The following is a 22,008-nucleotide window of genomic DNA, read 5'->3' on the forward strand; positions in this document are numbered from 1 at the left end:
ACTTTAATCCGTTAATAATAATTGTGATGGAACACTGAGTGAAAGTGGCACTTCAATATGGCAAAGAGCAAGAATTTAGTGTATCGAATCACTCCGTGTTTTCAGAAAACGTTTTAGATTTTATCCTATAAGTTGTTTGATGATTGCTTGCCCTTTAGAGAACCTCATTCATTGTATAAGTCTAATGTTTTTTCTGTTAAAGGGACTTATTGGATAGATTTAGAAAAAACAAAAAGGTACGAATGCTGTTTAATCATCATTCGTACCTTTTTAGAGTTTTTATTTTGAAAAGGGCTTATACCCCTTTAATGTTTTAAGCGCAATCTTGCACATCTTTTTTTAGTTTCGATAAATAATTCATCCAACTGCCTATAGCATGCGTATTGGCCCGGACGAGATTTAATAAATGACAATCTTTCCATTGCATTGATTGGTAAAATTTCGTATTCTTCGTTTTCCGATAATACATCTTGCGTATCCGATGCGTCCAAAACGAAAGATTCATATAGCTGAATCGCTTTTAACATTATTTCTTTTGCATTGCCATCTCTAACTGAATGTGATTGGTGAATACCTTGTCGAAGCATTTCCCATTTCTTCATCCACTCATCTACAAGTTCCTTTGTAATGGCTTCTTTCTTGCATGCAATCATCTGTTTACAAGACCCTTCTTTGCCCTTTTTTGGCCTTCCCTGCATAAGTCAAATAAGGGACATTCTTTGCAATTAGGATTTTGTGCCTTGCAATGATAACGTCCAAAGAATATAAGTTGATGATGTGTTTTTGCCCATTTTTCTTTTGGTGTCTTTCTCATAACAGTTTGTTCTACTTCCAAAACGCTATCTTTCCATTTACAGAGTCCTAATCGCTTCGTCACCCGTTCTACATGTGTATCAACCGCTAACGCAGGTTGTCCAAACGCAACAGACAATACGACATTGGCGGTTTTACGCCCTACACCAGGTAAAGTTACTAGTTCCTCACGTGAATGTGGAATGACCCCATTATATTCATCTAGTAAACGTTGACAAAGCTTTTGAATGTTTTTGGCTTTGCCCCTATACAATCCGATTGAGCGTATATCCTGTTCTAATTCTTCTAACGGAACCGCTAAATAATCCTCTGGTTTCTTATATTTTTTAAATAATGTAGCAGTTACCTTGTTGACTAATACATCTGTGCATTGTGCTGAAAGCAAAGTAGCAATCGTTAATTCAAATGGATTATCATGTACAAGCTCACAATGTGCATCTGGGAACATTTCCTCCATTTTTTCCAAACAATATTGCCATTGCTTGATAGTTAGCATGTCGAATCCCCCTTTCACTTATGACGATCTAACCAGTTATAAAAAGGGACATTACTTGTCGGAGAACTTTGATCAGTCTCTTTTTTCATAGGCTGATGATCCGTATTTTTTGGGATAATATTTTTTCGGAAGTTATGACTCAATTTTTCCGCGTCTTCTGGCGTTTTGACATTATTTTTTTTCCATTCAAATAAAATACGGTCAATGTAACGAAGACTCAACTTTTGCGATAAAACAGCTTCCTTTAACGCTCTACGAATAACTTCAGGAGAATGTCCATCTTGGTCAAGCCACATGGAAATCATTTCGGTTTCCATAGGTGATAAAAAACGGCCGAATTCTTGCTCAAATAATTGGAATAATTGTCCCTCTTTTATTTTTTCCATTTCATTTTTATCATTCTCTTTTTTGACAAGAACACAATCAAGAAGTCTATTCCATAATGGCAGTAAACTGATAACTTCATATAGAACGCCTTTATCATCCAATTTTTGATGGATTTCCATAAATCCTTTTTGCATAAGCCTTTGCATACTTGTAGAAATCATATTTTCTGTCATACTCATACGTTGCGCAATATTAGCAGGAGTGGGGAATTCGTTTCCTTCCTCATGAAATGCGTTTAAATGCATAATTAGCATAGCTTCCGCATCTGAGATTTGTAACTCATTATAAAACTGAAAAAAAAGCTGAGAAATACTGACACTTCCCCGCTCAAGCCAAGTTTGGAGCCGCTCTGTTTCATTCATTACCATCGAACTCCTCTTTTATTTATAAATTGAACAAGAAGAATCGCCTAAGCGTTCCTTCTTGCCATTTGTCGTCTTTTTGAAAGCTGTATAGTGCATACCGGTTTTAGGATTATGGATAAATACGATTGAGCAAACGTGGGAATGGAATCGTTTCTCGAACGTGCTCGGCACCTGTAATCCAAGCAACTGTACGTTCTAGTCCTAAGCCGAAGCCTGAATGCGGTACGGAACCATATTTACGTAAATCCAAATACCATGCATAAGCTTCTTCATCCAATCCATATTCTGCAATACGTTGTTTCAATAGATCATAATCCCATATACGTTCAGAACCACCGATAATTTCCCCGTAGCCTTCTGGTGCGATTAAGTCTGCACATAGGACGACATCATCACGGTCAGAGTGTGGTTGCATATAAAATGGTTTGATCCCTACTGGATAACATGTGATAAATACTGGTTTGTCAAAATGTTCGGCAATAGCCGTTTCATGTGGAGCCCCGAAATCTTCTCCCCACTTGATATCATCAAAACCTTTTTCATGTAATAACTCGATGGCATCATCATAAGAAATACGTGGGAATGGAACTTGTACTTTTTCAAGTTTAGAGATGTCACGGCCTAATCTTTCTAATTCCAGTTTGCAGTTTTTAAGTACAGACTGAACAATATAGGAAACATATTGCTCTTGAATTTTAAGAGATTCATCATGTTCAACGAACGCCATCTCCGGTTCAATCATCCAGAACTCGATCAAATGACGGCGAGTTTTAGATTTTTCAGCACGGAATGTCGGACCAAATGAAAATACTTTTCCAAATGCCATCGCTGCCGCTTCCATATACAACTGACCTGATTGAGAAAGATAAGCATCTTGATCGAAGTATTTTGTATGGAATAATTCAGATGTTCCTTCAGGAGCCGAGCCCGTTAGGATGGGAGGATCGACTTTTGTAAATCCATGATCATTGAAAAATTCATAGGTAGCGCGAATAATTTCATTACGAATTTTCATATTCGCATGTTGTTTTTTAGAACGTAACCATAAATGACGATGATCCATTAAAAATTCTACACCATGCTCTTTTGGTGTAATTGGATAATCATGAGATTCAGCAATCACTTCAATTTCTTTTACTTGTAGTTCATAACCGAATGATGAACGAGTATCTTCCGTTACTTCACCGATAATATAAAGTGAAGTTTCTTGATGAATTGATTTTGCCAAAGCAAAAATTTCTTCAGAAACATTTGCTTTTACGACTACACCTTGTACGAATCCTGTTCCATCACGTAATTGTAAAAATGCGATTTTACCACTTGAGCGTTTGTTCGCAAGCCAAGCGCCTATTTTTACAGTTTCACCGACATGTTTAGGCATGTCTTGAATTGTAATTTTGTTCATGTTAACCTCCAGTATTTCAAACATTCATTAGGAAATATTCCTAATAATGTGTATTCGAGTTTTTTCGCAATGAGATTCTATATTGCCTTTATAAAATCAACATAAGAGAGCATCAATCTTTACAATTGATCAAATTTGATGCTTTTAAAAAAGTTACTTTTATGTTTCTTTTTTGGTTACAATGGCATCTCAAGTTTCAGCGAGTCCTATAAGGGAAACTTCACACAGTAGTTTTTACTCCCCTACTGCATGTTCATTCAACCAATCGGGCTTTATAGGTAGGTAGGCAAAAGACCACCACTTGTCCTCCTGGTTTTCACCTTGAGGCTTGCAAGATAAAGACGTCCATGCGAAATCATTGTAGCAACATCATTCTATATACAATGAGAATCACTTACCTTTATTATATACAAGTTTTGTCTAATTTTCGTGTGAAATGATTTGGATATTTGATTCAACAGGGACACAGGCATATGGGCAAATCTTATAAATTTAAAATACGCTTCCACCATTGACCGTTTTCAAACATGATATATACATAATTCAGTTTATCTTGTTTATTCAAATAGGTTATTTCCCATACAACACCTGGTTTTTCTACTCCAAGCCTTGTGTGTAGAATTTCCTTCACATCGCCTTTTTTAGATGCTTCTGCAATGGCTTCTTTTTTAGAAATCCCATCCTTTAAAAAGACTTCTGTCGGTTTCTCTTCACGATTATTTTTGGGCATAAAAATAGCCTTCTTCTTTCCATTGCTATCTTTTCCAATTACCGTTACATATGATTTTTTACTTTGATATACATAAGCATCTGTCACCTTACTAAGTTGTTGGTTATGTAACACCGCTGCTTTGGCCGTTTTTTCTGAACTGTGGAACGGTGCATATGATTTCCATCCAACTATAACAACTAATGATAGAGCTAGTATTGGTAAAAAGATTGAGAAGAACTTAATCCAATTTTTCATTATATCACCTTATATTTTATTTATCCTTTATATCGAGAAATCACATGATATGAAGGAGATTACCTTTAAAACAAAATAGCATAGCTTTAGGCTATCCTCCTTCAATGGATGCGGTCTTTTCGAACTGATCTCTCTTTTACTTTATCCAGTTGCGTTAGCCAGGATCTTGTCACTTTCGATAAAGAGCCCCTTCCAACACCTGTTGATCATTTCGACTCGACTCCACTTTAATGATTATACCAATCTTCTAATTCGAAGACCATGTGTTCAAGTGATACTTTTTTGATTGGTATATCTGGTAATGCTTTCATAAATTCTTGTCCATATGATTTTGTATCAATCCGACGATCAAGTACGATAAAAACGCCTTTATCATGTGATGATCGTATCAACCTGCCAAAACCTTGTCTAAAGCGTAAAATGGCTTCTGGTAAAGATAATTTATAGAACGTATTCATCCCTTTGCTTGCCATTCTTTCTGCTTTTGCCTTAAAAAATGGTTCCTCGGGTGAAGAAAATGGTAAACGTACGACAATCACTGCAGATAGAGCATCTCCAGGTACATCCACCCCTTCCCAAAAGCTATTCGTTCCAAATAAAACAGAGTGTTCAAAGCGTTGGAACATCTTTAACAGGCGCATACGACTACCCGAAGACATTCCTTGTGCAAATAACATATAATCGTCCAATGTTCCTGTTTCTTGGATAAGCTCTACTGTTTTTCGAAGCATATCCTGAGCCGTAAACAATACAAAACATCTTCCTTGAGTTGCTAATACCGTTTGAACGATAGCATCTGCGACAGCTTCTATATAAGCTGTTTGCGATACTGTTTTTATATCTGGCATATCTTCCACTATATAGACACTCGCACCGTCATAATAAGACTTAGGTGCTTGAAATTGATACAAAGGAACATTTTCTGAGAGCCCTAATTGCTGTGCGATAAAACGTTCATCATTCGGAACGGTCAATGTACCAGAAGTCCATATGATCCCCGATTGATGACGAAATGATTGCAGAACCTTTGTAATTTCTTTTTCAACTCGTACTGGCCTTTTAAACAAATGGAGACTTCCTGGCATACTTCTTGTGTCTATTTCAATCCAAGATGTATCTTCTTCCTGATACTGTAAAAAAAGAGCATTCCATTCTGCAAGTCTTATTTTAAGCTCACCAAGCTGAAATTGCCAATCTGCCAGATTCGCCTGTTGTTTTTTTGATAGTTCATCAGGATAACGCAAGTAAGTCGCTGTAACTGATTCTGCAAGTTGAATCCATTGGGTTAATTTATGACTAAACTCTCTACCAAAAGAAGGGTCTAATGGGATAGCTGATCGTAAAAAACTATATTTATGCTGATGTGTTTTAGTCCTGCGCAACGGCAATTGACGTATAAAAGAGTTAATTTCATTATCAAAAAGAGCTGTTATCTCTCTAAACGATGATTCCAAGGTTGTCAACTGCCGACGAGGGATCTTATCTTGTCGTTTCATCCCTAAATAAAAAGGATGCTCTATTGTATGTGTTTCAGTTGATTCTATCTGCCCAAATAGATATTTCCATTGAGTATATGAAAAAATTTTCTCATCTCTTATAGTAGCTGCCTGTATAAACTGATGCCCTTCATCTAAAATCCAACCACTTATATTTTCTAAAATCGGTTCTTTTCTACCTAAGTCAGCCAATACCATAGCATGATTAGTAATCACTAAATCGGCATTTTGACAATTCGTAAGTGCTTGGATATAAAAATCATAGGCACCTTTATGACGCGTATCAGATGTTGTTTCTGTTCGTCGTATTTTATCGATAAAATGCTGTCCGCCACCGGATACAGTGATTTCCCCTAGATCTCCTGTTTGGGTTTCCTGTAACCAAACAAGCAGTTGCATCTTCATGAAATTCTCATCGTAAGAATCATTCTTTACCTGCAAAAGATCACAAAACCGATCCATATCAACATAATGTTCCATACCCTTTACAAGCGCTGTAGAAACATCCGTTTTCAAAATGGCTTTTGCTTTCGGCAATTCTTCTAATAAAATTTGATCCAACAGATGTGATGTATAGGAACTAATCCCGACAGTACAAGTATTCTTTTTGGCAAATATGATCGAAGGGATAAGATATGCTAGCGTCTTCCCAATCCCTGTTGATGCTTCTGTCATAATTTCTTGCTTTGTCACTAGTGCCTGCCAGACTATATCCATCATTTTAAATTGATCTGGACGTACTTCAAAAGAATCGAATGCTACTTCAAAAAGTTTTTCCTTTTCCTTGAAAGAAGAGGGATAATGAAGCTCTCCTCTATCCGCTTTTTTGATTTTCACAGGTTGTTTTAAAGCAACATCCCGATAATAAATATGATTTTGTAAATCGTTTGAAAGCTTTCTTTTTATATGAATAGCCTCTAAAAATAGTTGGGATAAATTTGACTTTAGTCGAAACGATCTCTTATGGAGTTGTTCAGTTGTCACAAGAGGTAGAGCTAAAAGTTTTTCCCAACAAGTTTTTAATAAATAAGCTGTTGCTAATGCATCATCATCAGCGCGATGAGCATGTGTCAGTTGAATGCCTAATTCCATCGTAATATCTTGTAGCTTAAAGCTATAGGCAGTTGGAAAAAGAATTTTCGATAGTTCTACAGTATCCATATGCTTCCCAAACCATTTGGGTAAACCCACTCGTTTAAATTCCGCTTGTAAAAATGGCAAGTCAAAATCTGTATTATGTGCAACAAATACCTTATCTTGAAGAATTTCATAAATCTGCTCTGCCTGCTCTTCAAAAGAAGGCGCCTCTTCAACATCTTTATCTGAAATATGTGTTAAATCTTGTATGAAATAAGGAATTTTCTTTCCTGGATTTACAAAAGAGGTATACGTTGATACGACCTTCCAATCTTTCATCAAAACGATGGCGATTTGAATGATGCGGTCTCCTTGTTGTGAGGAATGACCCGTTGTTTCTAAATCGACAATGGCGTAAGTTTGACTTTCCATTTATTCTTCACAACTTTCCGTTCATGGTATATGGATGATTTTATCATATTTCGAGAGGAATAGCTGTGAATGAACAGCAAGACATTGAAAATATTTTCTGCAATGAACGGCAAGTTTCATGCTCAAAAATAAAGACTGTTCAATAAATGATTTTTTCATTCATTAAACAGCCTATTACAATATTATTTTATCCCACGTAAATACATCATTCGCACTTCCGTAGATTTCCAAAAATAGAACTGGGGACTACCCGAAAGTTCTACCAACACACCATCGAGCGAAAAACACTCCCCATTGTGTGTTCGTTTTACTTTATGATGGTTGCCTCTGGTTCATCATGTATTAATTGCTTTACTTTATTGTTATCATCTAATATAGCAACAACAGGTTTGTGCTGTGCAGCTTCTTCTACTGTCATGTAACCATAGCCAATAATGATTACAATATCTCCCGGTTGCACTAATCTTGCGGCTGCTCCATTTAAGCAAATAACACCTGATCCTCGCTTTCCAGGAATTGTGTATGTTTCAAAACGTGCACCATTGTTATTGTTGACAATTTGAACTTTTTCGTTAGGCAACATTCCTACTGTATCTAGTAAGTCTGCATCGATAGTAATACTCCCAACATAGTTTAAATCAGCTTGCGTTACAGTGGCACGGTGGATTTTTGAAGTCATCATCATTTTTAGCATTTCGTTAATCTCCTCAATTAAAAAAGAATATTATCTATTAATCGTACATTTGAAAAATAAACAGCTGTGGCAAGTAAAAAGTGTCGAGTTTCAGGATGAATCTCTTGTAAATCAGGGTAGCTACGTAATTCTAAATAATCGATCTTTCCTGATGTTTCGCTTTCAATCATGGTTTTGGCGATTTGAATAGCCTTGTCTTTGTCATGGGATTGCAAAAATTCTTTCTGTGCTTGTTGCAAAGCTTTTTGTATAGTGGGTGCTTGTTTTCTTTCTTCTGCTGTTAAAAAAACATTGCGAGAACTTTTGGCAAGACCATCTTCCTCACGCACAATCGGCACGCTACAAATCGTTAACGGGAAATTAAAATCTCTAACCATCATTTTAATCAATGCTAATTGTTGCGCATCCTTTTGCCCAAAATAAGCATGGGTTGGTTGAACGATGTGGAATAGCTTCGATACGACTTGTAAAACACCATTAAAATGAATAGGTCTGGATGCTCCGCAAAGAATTTTAGACGCAGGTCCTGCTTCAAAGCGAATACCTCCATCTGTTGGGTACATTTCTTCTACTGATGGAGCAAATAAATAATCGACCCCTGCTTCAGTTGCGATTTTTTCATCGTGTTTTAAATCTCTTGGATAACTTTCATAGTCTTCATTTGGCCCAAACTGTGTTGGATTGACAAAGTCACTCATTACAACAATATCATTATCTTTTCTAGCTGTCTTAGCTAGGGTTAAATGTCCATCATGCAAATAGCCCATTGTTGGTACTAATGCAATTTTCTTCTTGGCGGTTCTATACTTTTCAAGCTCTTGTTGTAATTCATCGATTGTTGTAACGACCTTCATCTTTTAATACCTCCATATAGCTGGCTAAGTGTTTCTTCTGACATTGAAAATTGATGTTCCGGCGCTGGGAATTTTCCTTGCTTAACAGCATCTCTATAAGCGGCTATCCCCTGTGTTGCTTCCTTTCCAATATCTGCGAAAGTCTGAACGAATTTAGGAACATGATGACTTCCATAAGACAATGTGTCATGGAATACTAATACTTGTCCATCTACCTCTTGACCAGCTCCAATGCCAATAATAGGAATCGTTAGTTTTGCAGCTACAATACCCGCCAATTGATGTGGCACACATTCTAATACAATAGCACAAACACCTGCTTCTTGAAGTGCCAAAGCATCATTGATCAACTTTTCAGCTGCTTCCGTTGTTTTTCCTTGCACCTTATATCCACCTAATACAGCAGCGGATTGTGGCTGTAAGCCTAAATGCCCTACAATGGGAATACCTGCTGAAATTAGTGTTTTAATCGCTTCGATTATATGTCCAGCACCTTCTAGTTTTAAAGCGTTGGCCCCTGTTTCTTGGAATAACCGTACTGCATTTTTTAACGTGTCCCCTACATCACCATGATAACTTCCAAATGGCATATCAATGACGACAAAGGTATCTTTCGCACCTCTTCTTGTCGCTTTTCCATGATGAATCATATCTTCCAACGTCACGTTAACTGTGGAATCATAACCAAGAACGACCATTCCTAGTGAATCTCCAACTAAAATCATATCGATGTCAGCGTTTTCAGCAAGCATCGCGGAAGGATAATCATAAGCGGTCAACATCACAATTTTTTCATGACGTTCTTTCATCTTTAAAAATTCAGCTGTGCTTTTCATTCTTGCTCCTCCTTTTTTTAGAGGAAGAAAACAAAAAACCCTTCTATCTAAAAATGGACAGAAGGGTAGTGTAGTCTCACATTGAATCGTTTTCTTCCGTCCCTGTCTAATAAGATCAAGGCAGATCTTTTTGTTAAAGTATTAAAAATGAGGTACAGTTCCGTTGAGATACTGTCCTATGGTACCACTATAACAATATTTAATGCGATTGCCAACATTATTTTTCAACTTCAATGTCCGCTGAATAGATTTCTTTTATGGTTCCATCGTCCAGTTGCAATTTTAATATGCCATCCTTTGTAATCCCAATGGCTTTTCCCACATAAACTTCACGTAGTGTTGTCGCCTTAATACGATTGCCAATCGTACAAGAATATTCTTCCCACAATGCTTTAATATTTTCAAAACCTTCTCTAACATACTGATTGCTGAATTTTTCTAAATAATAAAGAATCTTAGCCACAAGTTCTGCACGATCAATGGACTTACCCATTGCTATCTTCAAGGACGTTGCTAAATTGACAATTCTATCATCAAAATCTTCAGGTTCCTGATTTACATTAATACCGATTCCCATAATAATCGCGTTTACACGATCTGGGTCTGCTTGCATCTCTGTTAGAATTCCTGTGAATTTCATTCCGTTGATCAATAAATCATTCGGCCATTTAATATCTGGTCTAACACCAGTGACATCCATAATCGCACAAGTAACGGCAACAGCCGCCACCAATGTAAACTGTGGTGCTTCATAAGGAAGAACGTTAGGACGTAAAATAACACTCATCCAGATCCCCTTACCTAATGGTGCACTCCAAGGTCGCTTTAAACGTCCTCTTCCTTCGGTTTGCTCCTCGCAGATCACAACTGTACCGTTTGGTGCTCCATCCTGTGCTTGCTGATGCGCTATCGTTTGAGTAGACGTCAGTGATTCTTCATAAATGATTTTTTTCCCGAATTGCTCTGTTTCAAGTATAGCCGTTATTTTAGCAGGGTCTAAAGTATCTGGCGTGGAAATTAGGATATATCCCTTTTTTCGAATAGATTCAAATTGATAGCCTTCTTCTTCTAATTGCTTCATATGTTTCCATATAGCCGTTCTAGACAAATTTAAATCATCTGCTAATTGTTGACCTGAGACAGGCTTTCCTTTCGCATCAGATAACCGTTTTAATAGTTCATATTTAATGGGTACGCTCATTTAATAACCATTCCTTTATTTGTTGTCGTTCATTTTTTAGACGATTTTCAAGAATTTCAATCAGTATTTGATCCAGCGATTCTTTTAACCATGGGCCACTTTTTCGACCGCTCCATTCGATCAAATCATGTCCTGTTATCACTAAATCTGATTTTTTTTGTAAAGCTAGACTAGATTTTATCTTCTCTATTTCGATTAGCGATTTGGGCTGTACAATTGTTTTTCCAAAATTGTTTGCAAATTCATAAGCCGTTTTCAATATTTCTAAATGGAACGTAAAGTAATCTTTTTTCGTCCAGCCCGTTGAGATTAGAGATTGATAGGCTTTGATGATTTCATCTACTTGTTTTTTTTCATTATTGGAACATTTAAAGGCATGCATCATCTGGCTATCTTGAGGCTGTTGCAATAGGCAAAAATAAGCCCATCCCTTCCGTGCATCTTCACTTGCCTTGAAATGATTCCAGTAGCTCGCTTGATGCCTATATTCTCCTGGCAAAAATGGAGCTAAACCAGATTGCTGGATATTGTACATAGCATTTTCAGGATGCTCGCTAGTAAAGATTTTATCGAACTCAGCTTTTATTCGCTCTACCGCTATAAAACGGATATCTTGAGCCTGTCTTGAAATGGCTTGGAATGTAGCATCATCAATTTGAAAACCTAATTGTGCACTAAAACGGATTGCACGAAGCATTCTTAAAGCATCTTCTTTAAAACGCTCTATCGGCTCTCCTACAGCCCTTATCACACCATTTTTTAAGTCCTCTTGACCACCAAATAGATCAATGATTTTCCGATCTCCCGACATCGCCATGGCATTAATCGTAAAATCGCGTCTTTTTAAGTCTTCTACTAAAGAAGACACAAATTGCACCTGATCGGGACGACGATGATCCTGATAAGTACCTTCTGTACGATATGTCGTCACTTCTACAGGGCTCATCGGATGAATAACTAAAACTGTACCATGTTGAATGCCAACATCTGCCGTATGTGTAAAAACCCTTTTTACTTCTTCAGGTACTGCATTCGTAGCAACATCCACATCATTAGCCATGTGACCTCTGAGTGAATCTCGTACAGCTCCACCCACGATCACTGCTTCATAGCCATTGTCCTCCAGTGACGCAATCACATCGAAAGCTGCTTGCCATGCTTTTTGTTCAGTCATGTTTTCGTGCCACCCTTTCATAGAGCGATTCATATTGATCGACAATTTTAGACGAGTGAAAATGATGATTCGCCGTAAAGATAGCATTTTCTCGAAACTGTTGAAGTTTATGTTCATCTAGTAATAAATCAATTGCATATTTTGCGGCCTCTTCGTAATCGCCAAGTTCTACAATATAGCCATTTTCTCCGTGCTGAATAACTTCAGGTATCCCTCCAATATTGGTACCGATTCCTGGTACTCCACACGCCATTGCTTCTAATAATACGAGCCCAAAGGCTTCCTTTTCAGACATCAACAATTTTAAATCACTCATGGCATACAACTCGGACAAATTTTCTTGTTTGCCTAGAAACAAAATATCTGTCGCAAAAGGACATTTTTTCACTTCATGCATAATTTGGGTTTTTTCAGGGCCATCGCCAACTAATAATAATTTAGCGGGCATTTTCTCTCTTACTTTGATAAACGTTCGAATAACATCTGGTACATGTTTTACTTTTCGAAAGTTTGAAACATGTATTAATACCTTTTCATGCTCTTGAATACCAAAATCTTGTTTTAACTGAGTACCATCTTTCGGATAATATTCACGTTCATCTACAAAATTATAAATCGTTTCAATCGGTTTATCTGTTTCGATCAAATCATAGGTCTGCTGTTTTAAAGAAGATGAAACAGCTGTAACAATATCGGATTTCTCAATTCCATATCGAATGGCGCTCGTTAAAGAAGAATCATATCCTAAAACCGTAATATCTGTACCATGCAAGGTTGTGACGATGCCGATGTCTTGTCCTGACATATCACGTGCTAGAACTGCACATACAGCATGTGGGATCGCATAATGGACATGTAATACATCTAACTCTTGACTTTGAATGACATCCGCCATTTTACTTGCCAAAGCAATGTCATATGGAGGATATTGGAAAACCGAATAATTATTCACTTGGACCTCGTGATAAAAAATTGTCGGATAAACTTTATTTAAACGGAATGGCATACTAGATGTAATAAAATGAATTTCATGACCTCTTTCTGCCAGCATCTTACCAAGCTCTGTTGCCATAACACCAGAGCCTCCGACGGTCGGATAACATGTAATACCGATTTTTAGTTTTTTCATCCGACCACTACCTTTCTAATTTCTGCGTTCTTGTATTAATCGCCAATCAATAAATCCTTTCTCTAATCCTTTCAATAATACTTCCGCTGTCCCCATATTCGTCGCTAAAGGAATTTGGTAAACATCACTTAAACGGATTAATGCGGATACATCCGGCTCATGGGGTTGCGCTGTTAATGGATCACGGAAGAAGATAACCATATCCATGTCATTATTGGCAATCATAGCACCTATCTGTTGGTCCCCGCCTAACGGTCCCGAACGAAATCGCTTTACATTCAAACCTGTAGCATCTATTACTCGTTGTCCAGTTGTCCCTGTTGCAAATAATTCATGTTGTGCCAAAATGTCACGATATGCTGTCGCAAATTGCACCATATCACTTTTTTTCTTGTCATGCGCAATTAGAGCGATTTTCATAGATAGTCATCACCTTTTATAAAATATTTTCTAGCCCATAGACTAATTCTTTTAATTCCATTACTTTTTCAATTGATAATTTTACACCTGTCATAAATGATTTACGATCAAACGAATCGTGGCGAATGGTCAATAATTCTCCTGCTCCCCCAAAGAGAACTTGTTGATGTGCAACAAGTCCTGGCAAACGAACACTGTGGATGCGCATGCCATCAATATCAGCACCCCTTGCACCAGAAAGATTTTCGTGTTCTTCTGGATTCCCTTGTTTATGTGGCACACGGTTTTTGGCTATCAGTTGAGCCGTTTTCACACCTGTACCAGATGGTGCATCTAATTTTCGATCATGGTGCATTTCAATAATTTCAACATCCGCAAAATAATTCGCTGCCATTTGAGCAAATTTCATCATTAATACAGCACCAATAGCAAAATTAGGAGCGATTATACATCCTACTCCTGAAGTTTTCGCAATGCCCACAAGTTCTTCTAATTGTTCATCCGTAAATCCAGTTGTGCCAATGACAGGACGCACACCTGCAAAAAGAGCTGCCTTTGTATGTTCGTATCCTACTTTTGGTGTGGTCAAATCTACAAAAACATCTGCTTGTACAACATCAAATAATGTATGTAATTCTGTATAAACAGGGACATTATATTGTTCTGGAAATTGTTCATATTGTGCTAAATTGGGTGCTAATTCTTTATGATCCAGCACTGCTACTAATTCCATATTATCGTCATTGATGACCGTATGTACTGCTTCTTGTCCCATTTTCCCTCTTGGTCCTGCGATTACAACTCGAATAGTCATTATTTCTCTTCCTTTCTAGTCCAACAATTATCATCTTATATTTTAATTTATCTCACATGAACAAGCCGTAAGATTCCTCTCTTCTCGGTTCAAATAAACATGAAGAGGTGGTGGGAATCTTCTGCCTGTATATGCCCAATTGGTTCTACTAACATCTAATGAGGAGATGAAAATCCCTCTTCTTATCCTAATCAACTATCATCATTGTTGTCAAAATCTCAAAAATGCATGATAATATAATCTTGTGCGAAGTTATTAAAAAGAAACAATCTTACTAGCCATCTATACGCCCCAGCGTAATTGCGCCAACTATAGAGATGTCTTTTTCTGAATCAAGATCAATTTATGTTTCGCTGTCAAATTACGTATACTTCAAACCCAACTATTTATCTACACACTAACGTTATTATACTCTATACAACTAAAAATGAGGTGAAACGACATGCCAAATATTAAAATAAAAAATACTTTGTTCATTATATTAGGAGCCGCTATTTTCAGTTTTGGCTTTGTGCATTTTAATATTCAGAACCATCTTGGTGAAGGCGGGTTCAACGGTATTACATTAATCTTATACAATGTATTCCATTTAGATCCTGCGATCATGAACTTAATGTTAAATATACCCATGTTCATCATCGGATGGCGTGTACTCGGTAAAAAAACTTTTGCTTATACGATTATTGGAACTGTATCTGTATCCGTATTCCTAAAAATATTTCAAATTTATCAATTTCCAATTGATTTGCATGATGATATGTTCCTTGTATCATTATTTGCTGGTGTATTTCTTGGTGTTGGGCTTGGTATCATCTTCCGTGTTGGGGGCACAACAGGTGGCGTGGATATCATTGCTCGATTAGTGAATAAATTCTTCGGTTGGCCAATGGGGAAAACAATGTTTATCTTTGATGCAACCGTCATCGTCTTATCATGGATAACGTATCTAGATGCTCGCTCTGTTATGTATACATTAGTCTGTGTATTTGTCACCGCTCAAGTCATTGACTTTGTACAAGAAGGAGCTTATGCAGCAAGAGGGGCGATCATTATTTCAAATAATAATCATAAAATTGCTGAGCGCATTGCCAAACAAATGGATCGAGGTGTTACGTTTTTAAAAGGGTATGGCTACTATACAAAGGAAGAACGCGAAGTCATCTATTGTGTAGTCGCCAAAAATGAAATGTTCAAGCTGAAAAGTATCGTTCTGACAGTAGACCCACATGCCTTCATATCTGTCTCTGAAGTGCATGACGTTAGTGGGGAAGGTTTTACTTTAGACGATCAAAAAAGACCGATTGAATAAAACTTAGTGTGGATTTTCTTCATCTTTCTAGGTGTTCGCTAAATGATTCGGCCAGACCGCACCATCGTATAAAGTGAAGCTTCCATCAGTAGGCGCTTCTTCTTCCTCACTGAAATAGAGGAACTCAGGTGTTGCCACAGGACGTGGCAACACCTGAGTAACCAACATCTTGTTGGCCCGAACCAATCGGGCTTTTACGGGCAGTTGATCCCCCACTCTCTTTCTCATTTTTCCCTAAACCCTGAGGTGGGGTCTTACCGCCTGTTAACGCGGGATAAAATATGAAAAAAATAATTTTCCTCACGACATATTATTTATAAATATCATTATTCTTAATATACCAAGCACAAGTTTCTTCAATAGCTTATCCATATGAAGTTGGCTCAAATTCAAAATTACTAGTAAATTTGCTTGAATCTACTGTAAAATCATTAATATTTTGATAGATTAGTTCCAAAAAAATTACCCATTCATTCGAATATTAATACTCTAGTATTGACTGACAAATAATTATACTTTAAATGTATTTTACCCTGTAAGCTATTTGTTTCTTTACTATTTTCATGATTTAAACCCCTCTTGTATTTCATTTCTTAATCATTTTTTGTATGTCATCTAAATAATCTGTGAAAACACCATCAACACCATATTGTAACGTTTTATGAATGAGCTCCTTCTCATTTGAATGATCGAACCAAGCATGCACTTTTAAATGCGCTTGATGCATTCTGTCGACAAAGCTTTTATCAATCAGCTTCGCATAAGGCCCTACACCTATTGCATATTGCTTAACAGCATTTATATTTACGTTTTTTACTGCGTCGCCAACTAACAATAAAATTAAAGAAATATTAGGATCTAAACTTTTTACTCGCTTTAGACTATCCTGTGAATATGATTGTATGATGACTTGTCTTTCTAATCCATATTGATGAATTAGTTTTAACAATTCACCTTCCATCACAGTTTTTCCATCAACTTTCCTTGTTTCAATATAGTATTTCGTAGTCTTTCTGAAACGAGCAAAAATTTCTTCAAGGCTAGGTATTTTTTGGCCATCACCCAAGCTTAATTGTTTTAACTGCTGTAAAGTATAATCTGAAACTTTTCCGGTACCATTAGTGGTTCTGTCTACTGTTTCATCATGCATAGCTATTAACTGGTTATCTTTCGTTAATCTAAGATCAATCTCGATGTAATCCGCCTTTTTATCAACAGCTTGCTTATAAGCGAGTAGAGAGTGTTCAGAAGCAAGATGATTAGCTCCTCCCCGGTGAGCAATGATTAAGGGATGAATTGCTATATTTTCTTTTGTAGTTTTTACTTTTGCTGCATTTGGAGTATTTTCGTGTTTCACTGATTTAATTGTTTTGACTACTTTAATATATTGACCATTTAACCAGCCTTTTTTATTTTTATATTTCATTTTATACCAAGTACCATTCTTAGTACGTTTTTTGGAAATATAAATAACCTTTTTTCCTTTTGGAACTACGAGAATACGTGAAGATTTTATACTAGCCCCCTTACGCATATTTATATTAGCTGTAGTTTTATAAGTTGAAATCGAACTTGCCTTTGCAATCTCTGCTCCCCCAAAAACATTCCCATCAGTATTGAGTAGTAATGATATTGCGATGATGCAACATACTACTGCCTTTTTCATATGATATTCTCCTCCAAATATATGTGTATTTACCAATGAACGGCTTTTGTTATTTTTTCGACATATACTTGAATTGTTTTAGTCAAATTATGTATGATCTTACATCTCCGTCGTTTAATGAATAGCTAGATTCGGTAGATCATACCAAGAAATTTTCAACATTTATATGAGTTGTTTAAATACGTACATATAAAACAAAAAGGTACCTACAAATAAATTTTGTAGTATACCTTTTGGGCCTAGCTGAGTATTTTCATACAAACATTATGTTTGTACTACATCCTTAACCAAGATGCCTTAATATTATTTACGAACACTATTCATCATCATTATTCATACCTGTAAAGATTAACAATAATCGTAACAATTCCAAGATGGCGGTAGCTGCTGCTGCTACATAAGTTAAAGCTGCTGCACTTAATACTTTTCGCGCATCAGGTTCTTCTTCATTACGAATAATTCCTAAGCTAACAACTTGATTGAGAGCGCGTTTAGATGCATCAAATTCTACTGGTAGCGTAACAAATTGAAAAAGTACTCCAACCGCTAATAGTATGATTCCAACAAGCATCAATGATTTTATTGATCCAAGGAGACCAATCATAATGAAAATCCATGATGCATTTGAAGAAATATTGGCTGCTGGTACTAATTTTGAACGAAATGTTAAAAAAGCATACGCTTCCTTATGTTGAATTGCATGTCCGCATTCATGAGCTGCTACAGCAGTACCAGCAACGGAAGCATGATGATAATTTTGCGATGATAAGGCTACAGTCTTAGTTGTTGGATCGTAATGATCCGACAAAACACCTGATGTTTCTACAACTCTTACATTACTTAGCCCATTGCTATCCAAAATGGTTCTTGCTACTTCTGCACCTGTCATCCCCGAAGTGGAACGAACTTCTGCATAACGCCTATACGTTTTTATTACCTTCCGTTGTGCATAAAGAGGCAATAACATTAACACGAGAAAATATACGATATACATCGCTATTGACAAATAAACCATCCTCCTATTACGTACTTAACCTTATTTTAAAGGGAATCATTTTTTACCGCAAACGATAACCTTTTTTGTGATACAAAATAAGCTAACGTAATACAAGCAATTGATAACCAGAATGTGAAATAGCCTATTTTAGACATGTACATAGAAAGCATACTATAGATCGGCATCTGACCAAAGACATAATCAATAACATCATTATGTAGAGTCCAAATTGAAGCAATTCCTACATGAATCATCTTCATATTATACATGGGGATATATAAAATCCCCTGAACGGCCATTGCAAAATGAGAAATAACAAGCATCCATCCTAGAAAACCGATCGACCCCATTTGCATAAGTGCCAATATATTCATCACTACTGCCCAAAGACCATATTTAACTAATGTAATAAGCGCTAATGCTTCTATCAAGCTCCAGTTTTTGCCGAATAGCCATCCTATAATAGCAATCGAGAAAAAGAGAGTAGCTGTCGGACTATCGGGAACAAAAATATAAAAAATAGGACTCGTAATCGATAATTGCTCACCATACCAAATATAACCACCAATTGTCCCTAATATATTAATGATTAATAACATCCACAGAAAAAAACGGTGCGATAATATCTTCCATACAAACATCAATAGTCTAGTCATCATTTTCCCCTTATATTATAAAATAATTTGTTATGTATTATACAGTATTATCTTTATATGTAAAGAATAGAAGCAGTCCGAAAAAGAAAAAGAGCTACCCAAAAAGTCGGTGAAAACCAACTTTTCGGAGTAGCTCCATTAGCTAGTAAAAAATGTTTCGAAGATTATATAGTCCTCTATTATTCAGCTTTTAAACCTGAAATAAATTTAGCTAATTTTTGAAGATCTTCATCAGATCCTTTGTATTGGCCTGCTGGCATAGTACGTATACCTTTATGAGCAATATTAGCAATTTCATCAGCTGATAAGCCTGTATCCGTTAATGCAGGACCTGCACCGCCTTGAAGTTTATCACCATGACAGTTAATACATGATTGTTTCGCATATACTTTGTAACCTGGATCTTCTTGATTAATCTCAACTGTTTTAACGATTTGTCCTTGTTTCTTAGCAGCAGCCCAGTCGTGGTTAACAACTGATTCCCATGTTAAGAAGACCATAGAAGCAAGTGTTAATAACATAAATGCTACTGGAAGTGGTCGTTTTAATGGTTTACGTTCAGGACCTCTATCTAAGAATGGCGCTAACATCAATGAACCAATCGCAATGGCTGGAATAACGATTGCACCAATTGTATTATAAGGACCTGAAGCATATTCATATTTAAGTAATTGATATAAGAATAAGAAATACCAGTCCGGCATTGGAATATAGCTAGTATTAGTTGGATCAGCTTGTCCCTCTAGTGGAGATGGGTGAGCAATTGTTAAAATTAAATAACCAACTAAGAATACCGCACCAACCATCCATTCTTTTAACAAGAAGTCTGGCCAGAATGGTTCTGTTTTGCCTGGATATTCGGAATAATCTGGTGGATATACGTTTTTGTTGTCCTTTTTTGGAACACGCGTATCTCCTACGAATTTCATTCCTTTTCCTTTATGCATTTTGTCCCCTCCTTAAGGAAATATTAATGGCTGTATTGTAATACTACAATGGGCCAGATATCCCTTGTCTACGAATCATGATAAAGTGCGCAGCAAGCAATGCAAGTAGACATGCTGGCAAGAAGAATACATGAATCGCAAAGAATCTTGTTAATGTTTGTGCACCGATGATGGATGAATCACCAGCTAATAATATTTTGATTGCTTCACCAATAAATGGTACAGAAGCTGCAATTTGAATACCTACTTTTGTAGCAAATAATGCTTTCATATCCCAAGGAAGTAGGTAACCTGTAAAGCCAAGGCCTAACATTACACAGAAGATTAGAACCCCAACAATCCAGTTCAATTCACGAGGCTTTTTATAAGATCCTGTGAAGAATACACGTAATGTATGAAGGAACATCATGACAATTACGAGGGAAGCGCCCCAGTGGTGCATACCACGCACAATTTCACCGAATGCTACCTCATTTTGTAGGTAGTAAACAGATTTCCACGCATTTTCGATATCTGGTACATAGTACATTGTTAAGAACATACCTGATAAAATTTGAATAACAGTAACGAAGAACGTTAACCCGCCAAAACAATATACGAATGCAGAGAAATGGTGTGCAGGGTTTACGTGCTCTGGAACTTCGTGGTCGGCAATATCGCGCCAAATCGGTGTAATATCAAGGCGTTCATCGACCCAATCATAGATTTTATTAAGCACTGATGTCGTACCCCCTTACAATTATACTAAAGTGTTTGCTCTTGTTTTTCCGATCAATAATAGACCGTCTTTTACTTTTACTTCAAACTCGTCTAATGGACCAAGTGGTGGTGTACCTGCCACATTTTTACCGTTTTTCTCATAACGGCCTCCGTGACATGGGCAATAGAATTCGTTTTTAAAATCCTTGTTACCATCCCAGTTAACCGTACAGCCTAAATGTTTACATACTGGTGAAAGCGCAATAATCTTATCCCCATCTTTATAAACCCATGCTGTATTTGTAACTTTTGATTTGTACCAAGCATCAACTTGTTCAAACGTAAAATCTACTTTTACAGGAGTGTCAGAAAGCTCTGAGGCTTTTTTGTCAGTAGGTACGAAGTCTCCCCCAGCTTTTTTTTGTAAAATTGGGTCGACTGCGAAGCGAGCCATTGGCATTAACATACCAGCTGCCATGAAACCACCAACACCTGTAAGTGTATAGTTCAAAAATTGACGTCTTGTGACACGATTGTTACTCATCCTTTTCCCCCCTCTAACTTCAGGTCAGTCCAACGGACAAACTTATACAAAATAGTAATACTAGGACATATCTATGATATATCAACTAAAATGTGAGGTCAATAACGCATTCAACTGTTTTATGTCCATTTGTGAACATTTATTGAAAGAAGATTTATTGTTTTGACCATTTTGAAGATAGCACTGGTATTACTTGTCTTAACTGATCACTTAGAACTGATTGTTTAACTTTTTCATCCATATCACCTAATGGAATAGATGGCAGCCAAATCATGTCATAATTTGTTGTGAATCTATTCCATTCATGGTCAGATGTTATAAAGAAAATATATTTGAAACCAGCAGCCACTAATTCATCATAAATAGCTGTGATTATGTCTTCTTTTGACATTGACGCAGTATATGTAATTGGTGAAGTTAACACAATTCGTCCCTTGAATTGTTGTTCAATGAAATTTGTTAATGACATTAAAAATTCTGCCCCAGAAGCACTCTGTTTTATACCTAAATCTTTTCCTTCTAATATGACTAATGGAACTAATGCTGTATCAATAAACTCCTTTTGTTTTAAAAATTCATCAATATCCTTGCTTGTCCAAAACATTTTTATTCCTCCTAAAAGTAAGACTT

At 36.6% G+C, this 22,008-nt stretch carries 23 protein-coding genes; 1 reads left to right on the plus strand and 22 read right to left on the minus strand.

Features of this window, described 5'->3' with window-relative positions; all coding sequences use genetic code 11:
* Positions 1-305: 305 nt before the first annotated feature.
* The 14 genes from FEU33_RS09685 to dapB form a co-directional block, all read right to left on the minus strand.
* A complete protein-coding gene (locus FEU33_RS09685) occupies positions 306-653 on the minus strand; it encodes a YpoC family protein (protein WP_146549168.1) in 348 nt (115 codons plus the stop codon).
* Positions 650-1,309, minus strand: a complete 660-nt coding sequence (gene nth, locus FEU33_RS09690) for an endonuclease III (protein WP_146549169.1) — start codon at positions 1,307-1,309, stop codon at positions 650-652. The genes FEU33_RS09685 and nth overlap by 4 nt, the downstream gene beginning before the upstream one ends.
* A gap of 14 nt (positions 1,310-1,323) precedes the next feature.
* Positions 1,324-2,058, minus strand: coding sequence for a DnaD domain-containing protein (locus FEU33_RS09695; RefSeq protein WP_146549170.1), 735 nt, complete (start codon positions 2,056-2,058; stop codon positions 1,324-1,326).
* Positions 2,059-2,170: 112 nt separating this feature from the next.
* Positions 2,171-3,466, minus strand: a complete 1,296-nt coding sequence (asnS, locus tag FEU33_RS09700) for an asparagine--tRNA ligase (protein ID WP_146549171.1) — start codon at positions 3,464-3,466, stop codon at positions 2,171-2,173.
* A gap of 484 nt (positions 3,467-3,950) precedes the next feature.
* Complete coding sequence (locus tag FEU33_RS09705) at positions 3,951-4,433, minus strand: cell wall elongation regulator TseB-like domain-containing protein (protein ID WP_146549172.1); 483 nt, start codon at positions 4,431-4,433, stop codon at positions 3,951-3,953.
* A gap of 227 nt (positions 4,434-4,660) precedes the next feature.
* A complete protein-coding gene (gene dinG / locus FEU33_RS09710; RefSeq protein ID WP_146549173.1) occupies positions 4,661-7,438 on the minus strand; it encodes an ATP-dependent DNA helicase DinG in 2,778 nt (925 codons plus the stop codon).
* Positions 7,439-7,745: 307 nt separating this feature from the next.
* Entirely contained in the window at positions 7,746-8,132 is a 387-nt protein-coding gene (gene panD / locus FEU33_RS09715; protein WP_146549174.1) for an aspartate 1-decarboxylase, read from the minus strand.
* A 17-nt stretch (positions 8,133-8,149) separates the two neighbouring features.
* Positions 8,150-8,986 carry a pantoate--beta-alanine ligase gene (panC, locus tag FEU33_RS09720; RefSeq protein ID WP_146549175.1) on the minus strand — a complete coding sequence of 279 codons (837 nt, stop codon included), beginning with the start codon at positions 8,984-8,986 and terminating at the stop codon, positions 8,150-8,152.
* Complete coding sequence (panB, locus tag FEU33_RS09725; protein ID WP_146549176.1) at positions 8,983-9,822, minus strand: 3-methyl-2-oxobutanoate hydroxymethyltransferase; 840 nt, start codon at positions 9,820-9,822, stop codon at positions 8,983-8,985. Before panB ends, panC begins: the two co-directional genes overlap by 4 nt.
* 217 nt (positions 9,823-10,039) lie before the next feature.
* Positions 10,040-11,023 carry a biotin--[acetyl-CoA-carboxylase] ligase gene (locus FEU33_RS09730; RefSeq protein WP_146549177.1) on the minus strand — a complete coding sequence of 328 codons (984 nt, stop codon included), beginning with the start codon at positions 11,021-11,023 and terminating at the stop codon, positions 10,040-10,042.
* On the minus strand, positions 11,007-12,197 hold the full coding sequence (locus FEU33_RS09735; protein ID WP_146549178.1) for a CCA tRNA nucleotidyltransferase: 1,191 nt from the start codon (positions 12,195-12,197) through the stop codon (positions 11,007-11,009). The genes FEU33_RS09730 and FEU33_RS09735 overlap by 17 nt, the downstream gene beginning before the upstream one ends.
* On the minus strand, positions 12,190-13,326 hold the full coding sequence (gene bshA, locus FEU33_RS09740; protein WP_146549179.1) for an N-acetyl-alpha-D-glucosaminyl L-malate synthase BshA: 1,137 nt from the start codon (positions 13,324-13,326) through the stop codon (positions 12,190-12,192). The genes FEU33_RS09735 and bshA overlap by 8 nt, the downstream gene beginning before the upstream one ends.
* Positions 13,327-13,341: 15 nt before the next feature.
* The gene (gene mgsA, locus FEU33_RS09745; RefSeq protein WP_146549180.1) at positions 13,342-13,746 is read right to left on the minus strand and encodes a methylglyoxal synthase; all 405 of its coding nucleotides are present in this window, start codon (positions 13,744-13,746) and stop codon (positions 13,342-13,344) included.
* A gap of 16 nt (positions 13,747-13,762) precedes the next feature.
* On the minus strand, positions 13,763-14,560 hold the full coding sequence (gene dapB, locus FEU33_RS09750) for a 4-hydroxy-tetrahydrodipicolinate reductase (protein WP_146549181.1): 798 nt from the start codon (positions 14,558-14,560) through the stop codon (positions 13,763-13,765).
* A 442-nt stretch (positions 14,561-15,002) separates the two neighbouring features.
* Between dapB and FEU33_RS09755 the strand changes: the two genes are divergently transcribed.
* Positions 15,003-15,869: a YitT family protein gene (locus tag FEU33_RS09755; RefSeq protein ID WP_146549182.1), complete on the plus strand. Its 867-nt coding sequence runs from the start codon at positions 15,003-15,005 to the stop codon at positions 15,867-15,869.
* A gap of 27 nt (positions 15,870-15,896) precedes the next feature.
* Here FEU33_RS09755 and FEU33_RS18815 read toward each other — a convergent pair whose 3' ends face one another.
* The 8 genes from FEU33_RS18815 to FEU33_RS09795 all read right to left on the minus strand — a co-directional run bounded on the left by FEU33_RS18815 (position 15,897) and on the right by FEU33_RS09795 (position 21,982).
* Entirely contained in the window at positions 15,897-16,085 is a 189-nt protein-coding gene (locus FEU33_RS18815; protein WP_186731375.1) for a hypothetical protein, read from the minus strand.
* Positions 16,086-16,455: 370 nt separating this feature from the next.
* Positions 16,456-17,535 carry a glycerophosphodiester phosphodiesterase family protein gene (locus FEU33_RS09765; protein ID WP_146549184.1) on the minus strand — a complete coding sequence of 360 codons (1,080 nt, stop codon included), beginning with the start codon at positions 17,533-17,535 and terminating at the stop codon, positions 16,456-16,458.
* A gap of 316 nt (positions 17,536-17,851) precedes the next feature.
* Positions 17,852-18,529: a zinc metallopeptidase gene (locus tag FEU33_RS09770; protein ID WP_146549962.1), complete on the minus strand. Its 678-nt coding sequence runs from the start codon at positions 18,527-18,529 to the stop codon at positions 17,852-17,854.
* Between the two features lie 47 nt (positions 18,530-18,576).
* Entirely contained in the window at positions 18,577-19,188 is a 612-nt protein-coding gene (lhaT, locus tag FEU33_RS09775) for a lipoprotein heptaprenylglyceryl N-acetyltransferase LhaT (RefSeq protein WP_425127958.1), read from the minus strand.
* A gap of 179 nt (positions 19,189-19,367) precedes the next feature.
* Positions 19,368-20,135, minus strand: coding sequence for a menaquinol-cytochrome c reductase cytochrome b/c subunit (locus FEU33_RS09780; RefSeq protein WP_146549186.1), 768 nt, complete (start codon positions 20,133-20,135; stop codon positions 19,368-19,370).
* 43 nt (positions 20,136-20,178) lie between these two features.
* Entirely contained in the window at positions 20,179-20,853 is a 675-nt protein-coding gene (gene qcrB / locus FEU33_RS09785; protein WP_146549187.1) for a menaquinol-cytochrome c reductase cytochrome b subunit, read from the minus strand.
* A gap of 21 nt (positions 20,854-20,874) precedes the next feature.
* Entirely contained in the window at positions 20,875-21,378 is a 504-nt protein-coding gene (locus FEU33_RS09790; RefSeq protein ID WP_146549188.1) for a QcrA and Rieske domain-containing protein, read from the minus strand.
* A 154-nt stretch (positions 21,379-21,532) separates the two neighbouring features.
* Positions 21,533-21,982, minus strand: a complete 450-nt coding sequence (locus FEU33_RS09795) for a DUF2487 family protein (RefSeq protein WP_146549189.1) — start codon at positions 21,980-21,982, stop codon at positions 21,533-21,535.
* Positions 21,983-22,008 lie beyond the last annotated feature (26 nt).

This window comes from Rummeliibacillus suwonensis (assembly GCF_007896435.1).
In the GTDB taxonomy this organism is placed as follows: domain Bacteria; phylum Bacillota; class Bacilli; order Bacillales_A; family Planococcaceae; genus Rummeliibacillus; species Rummeliibacillus suwonensis.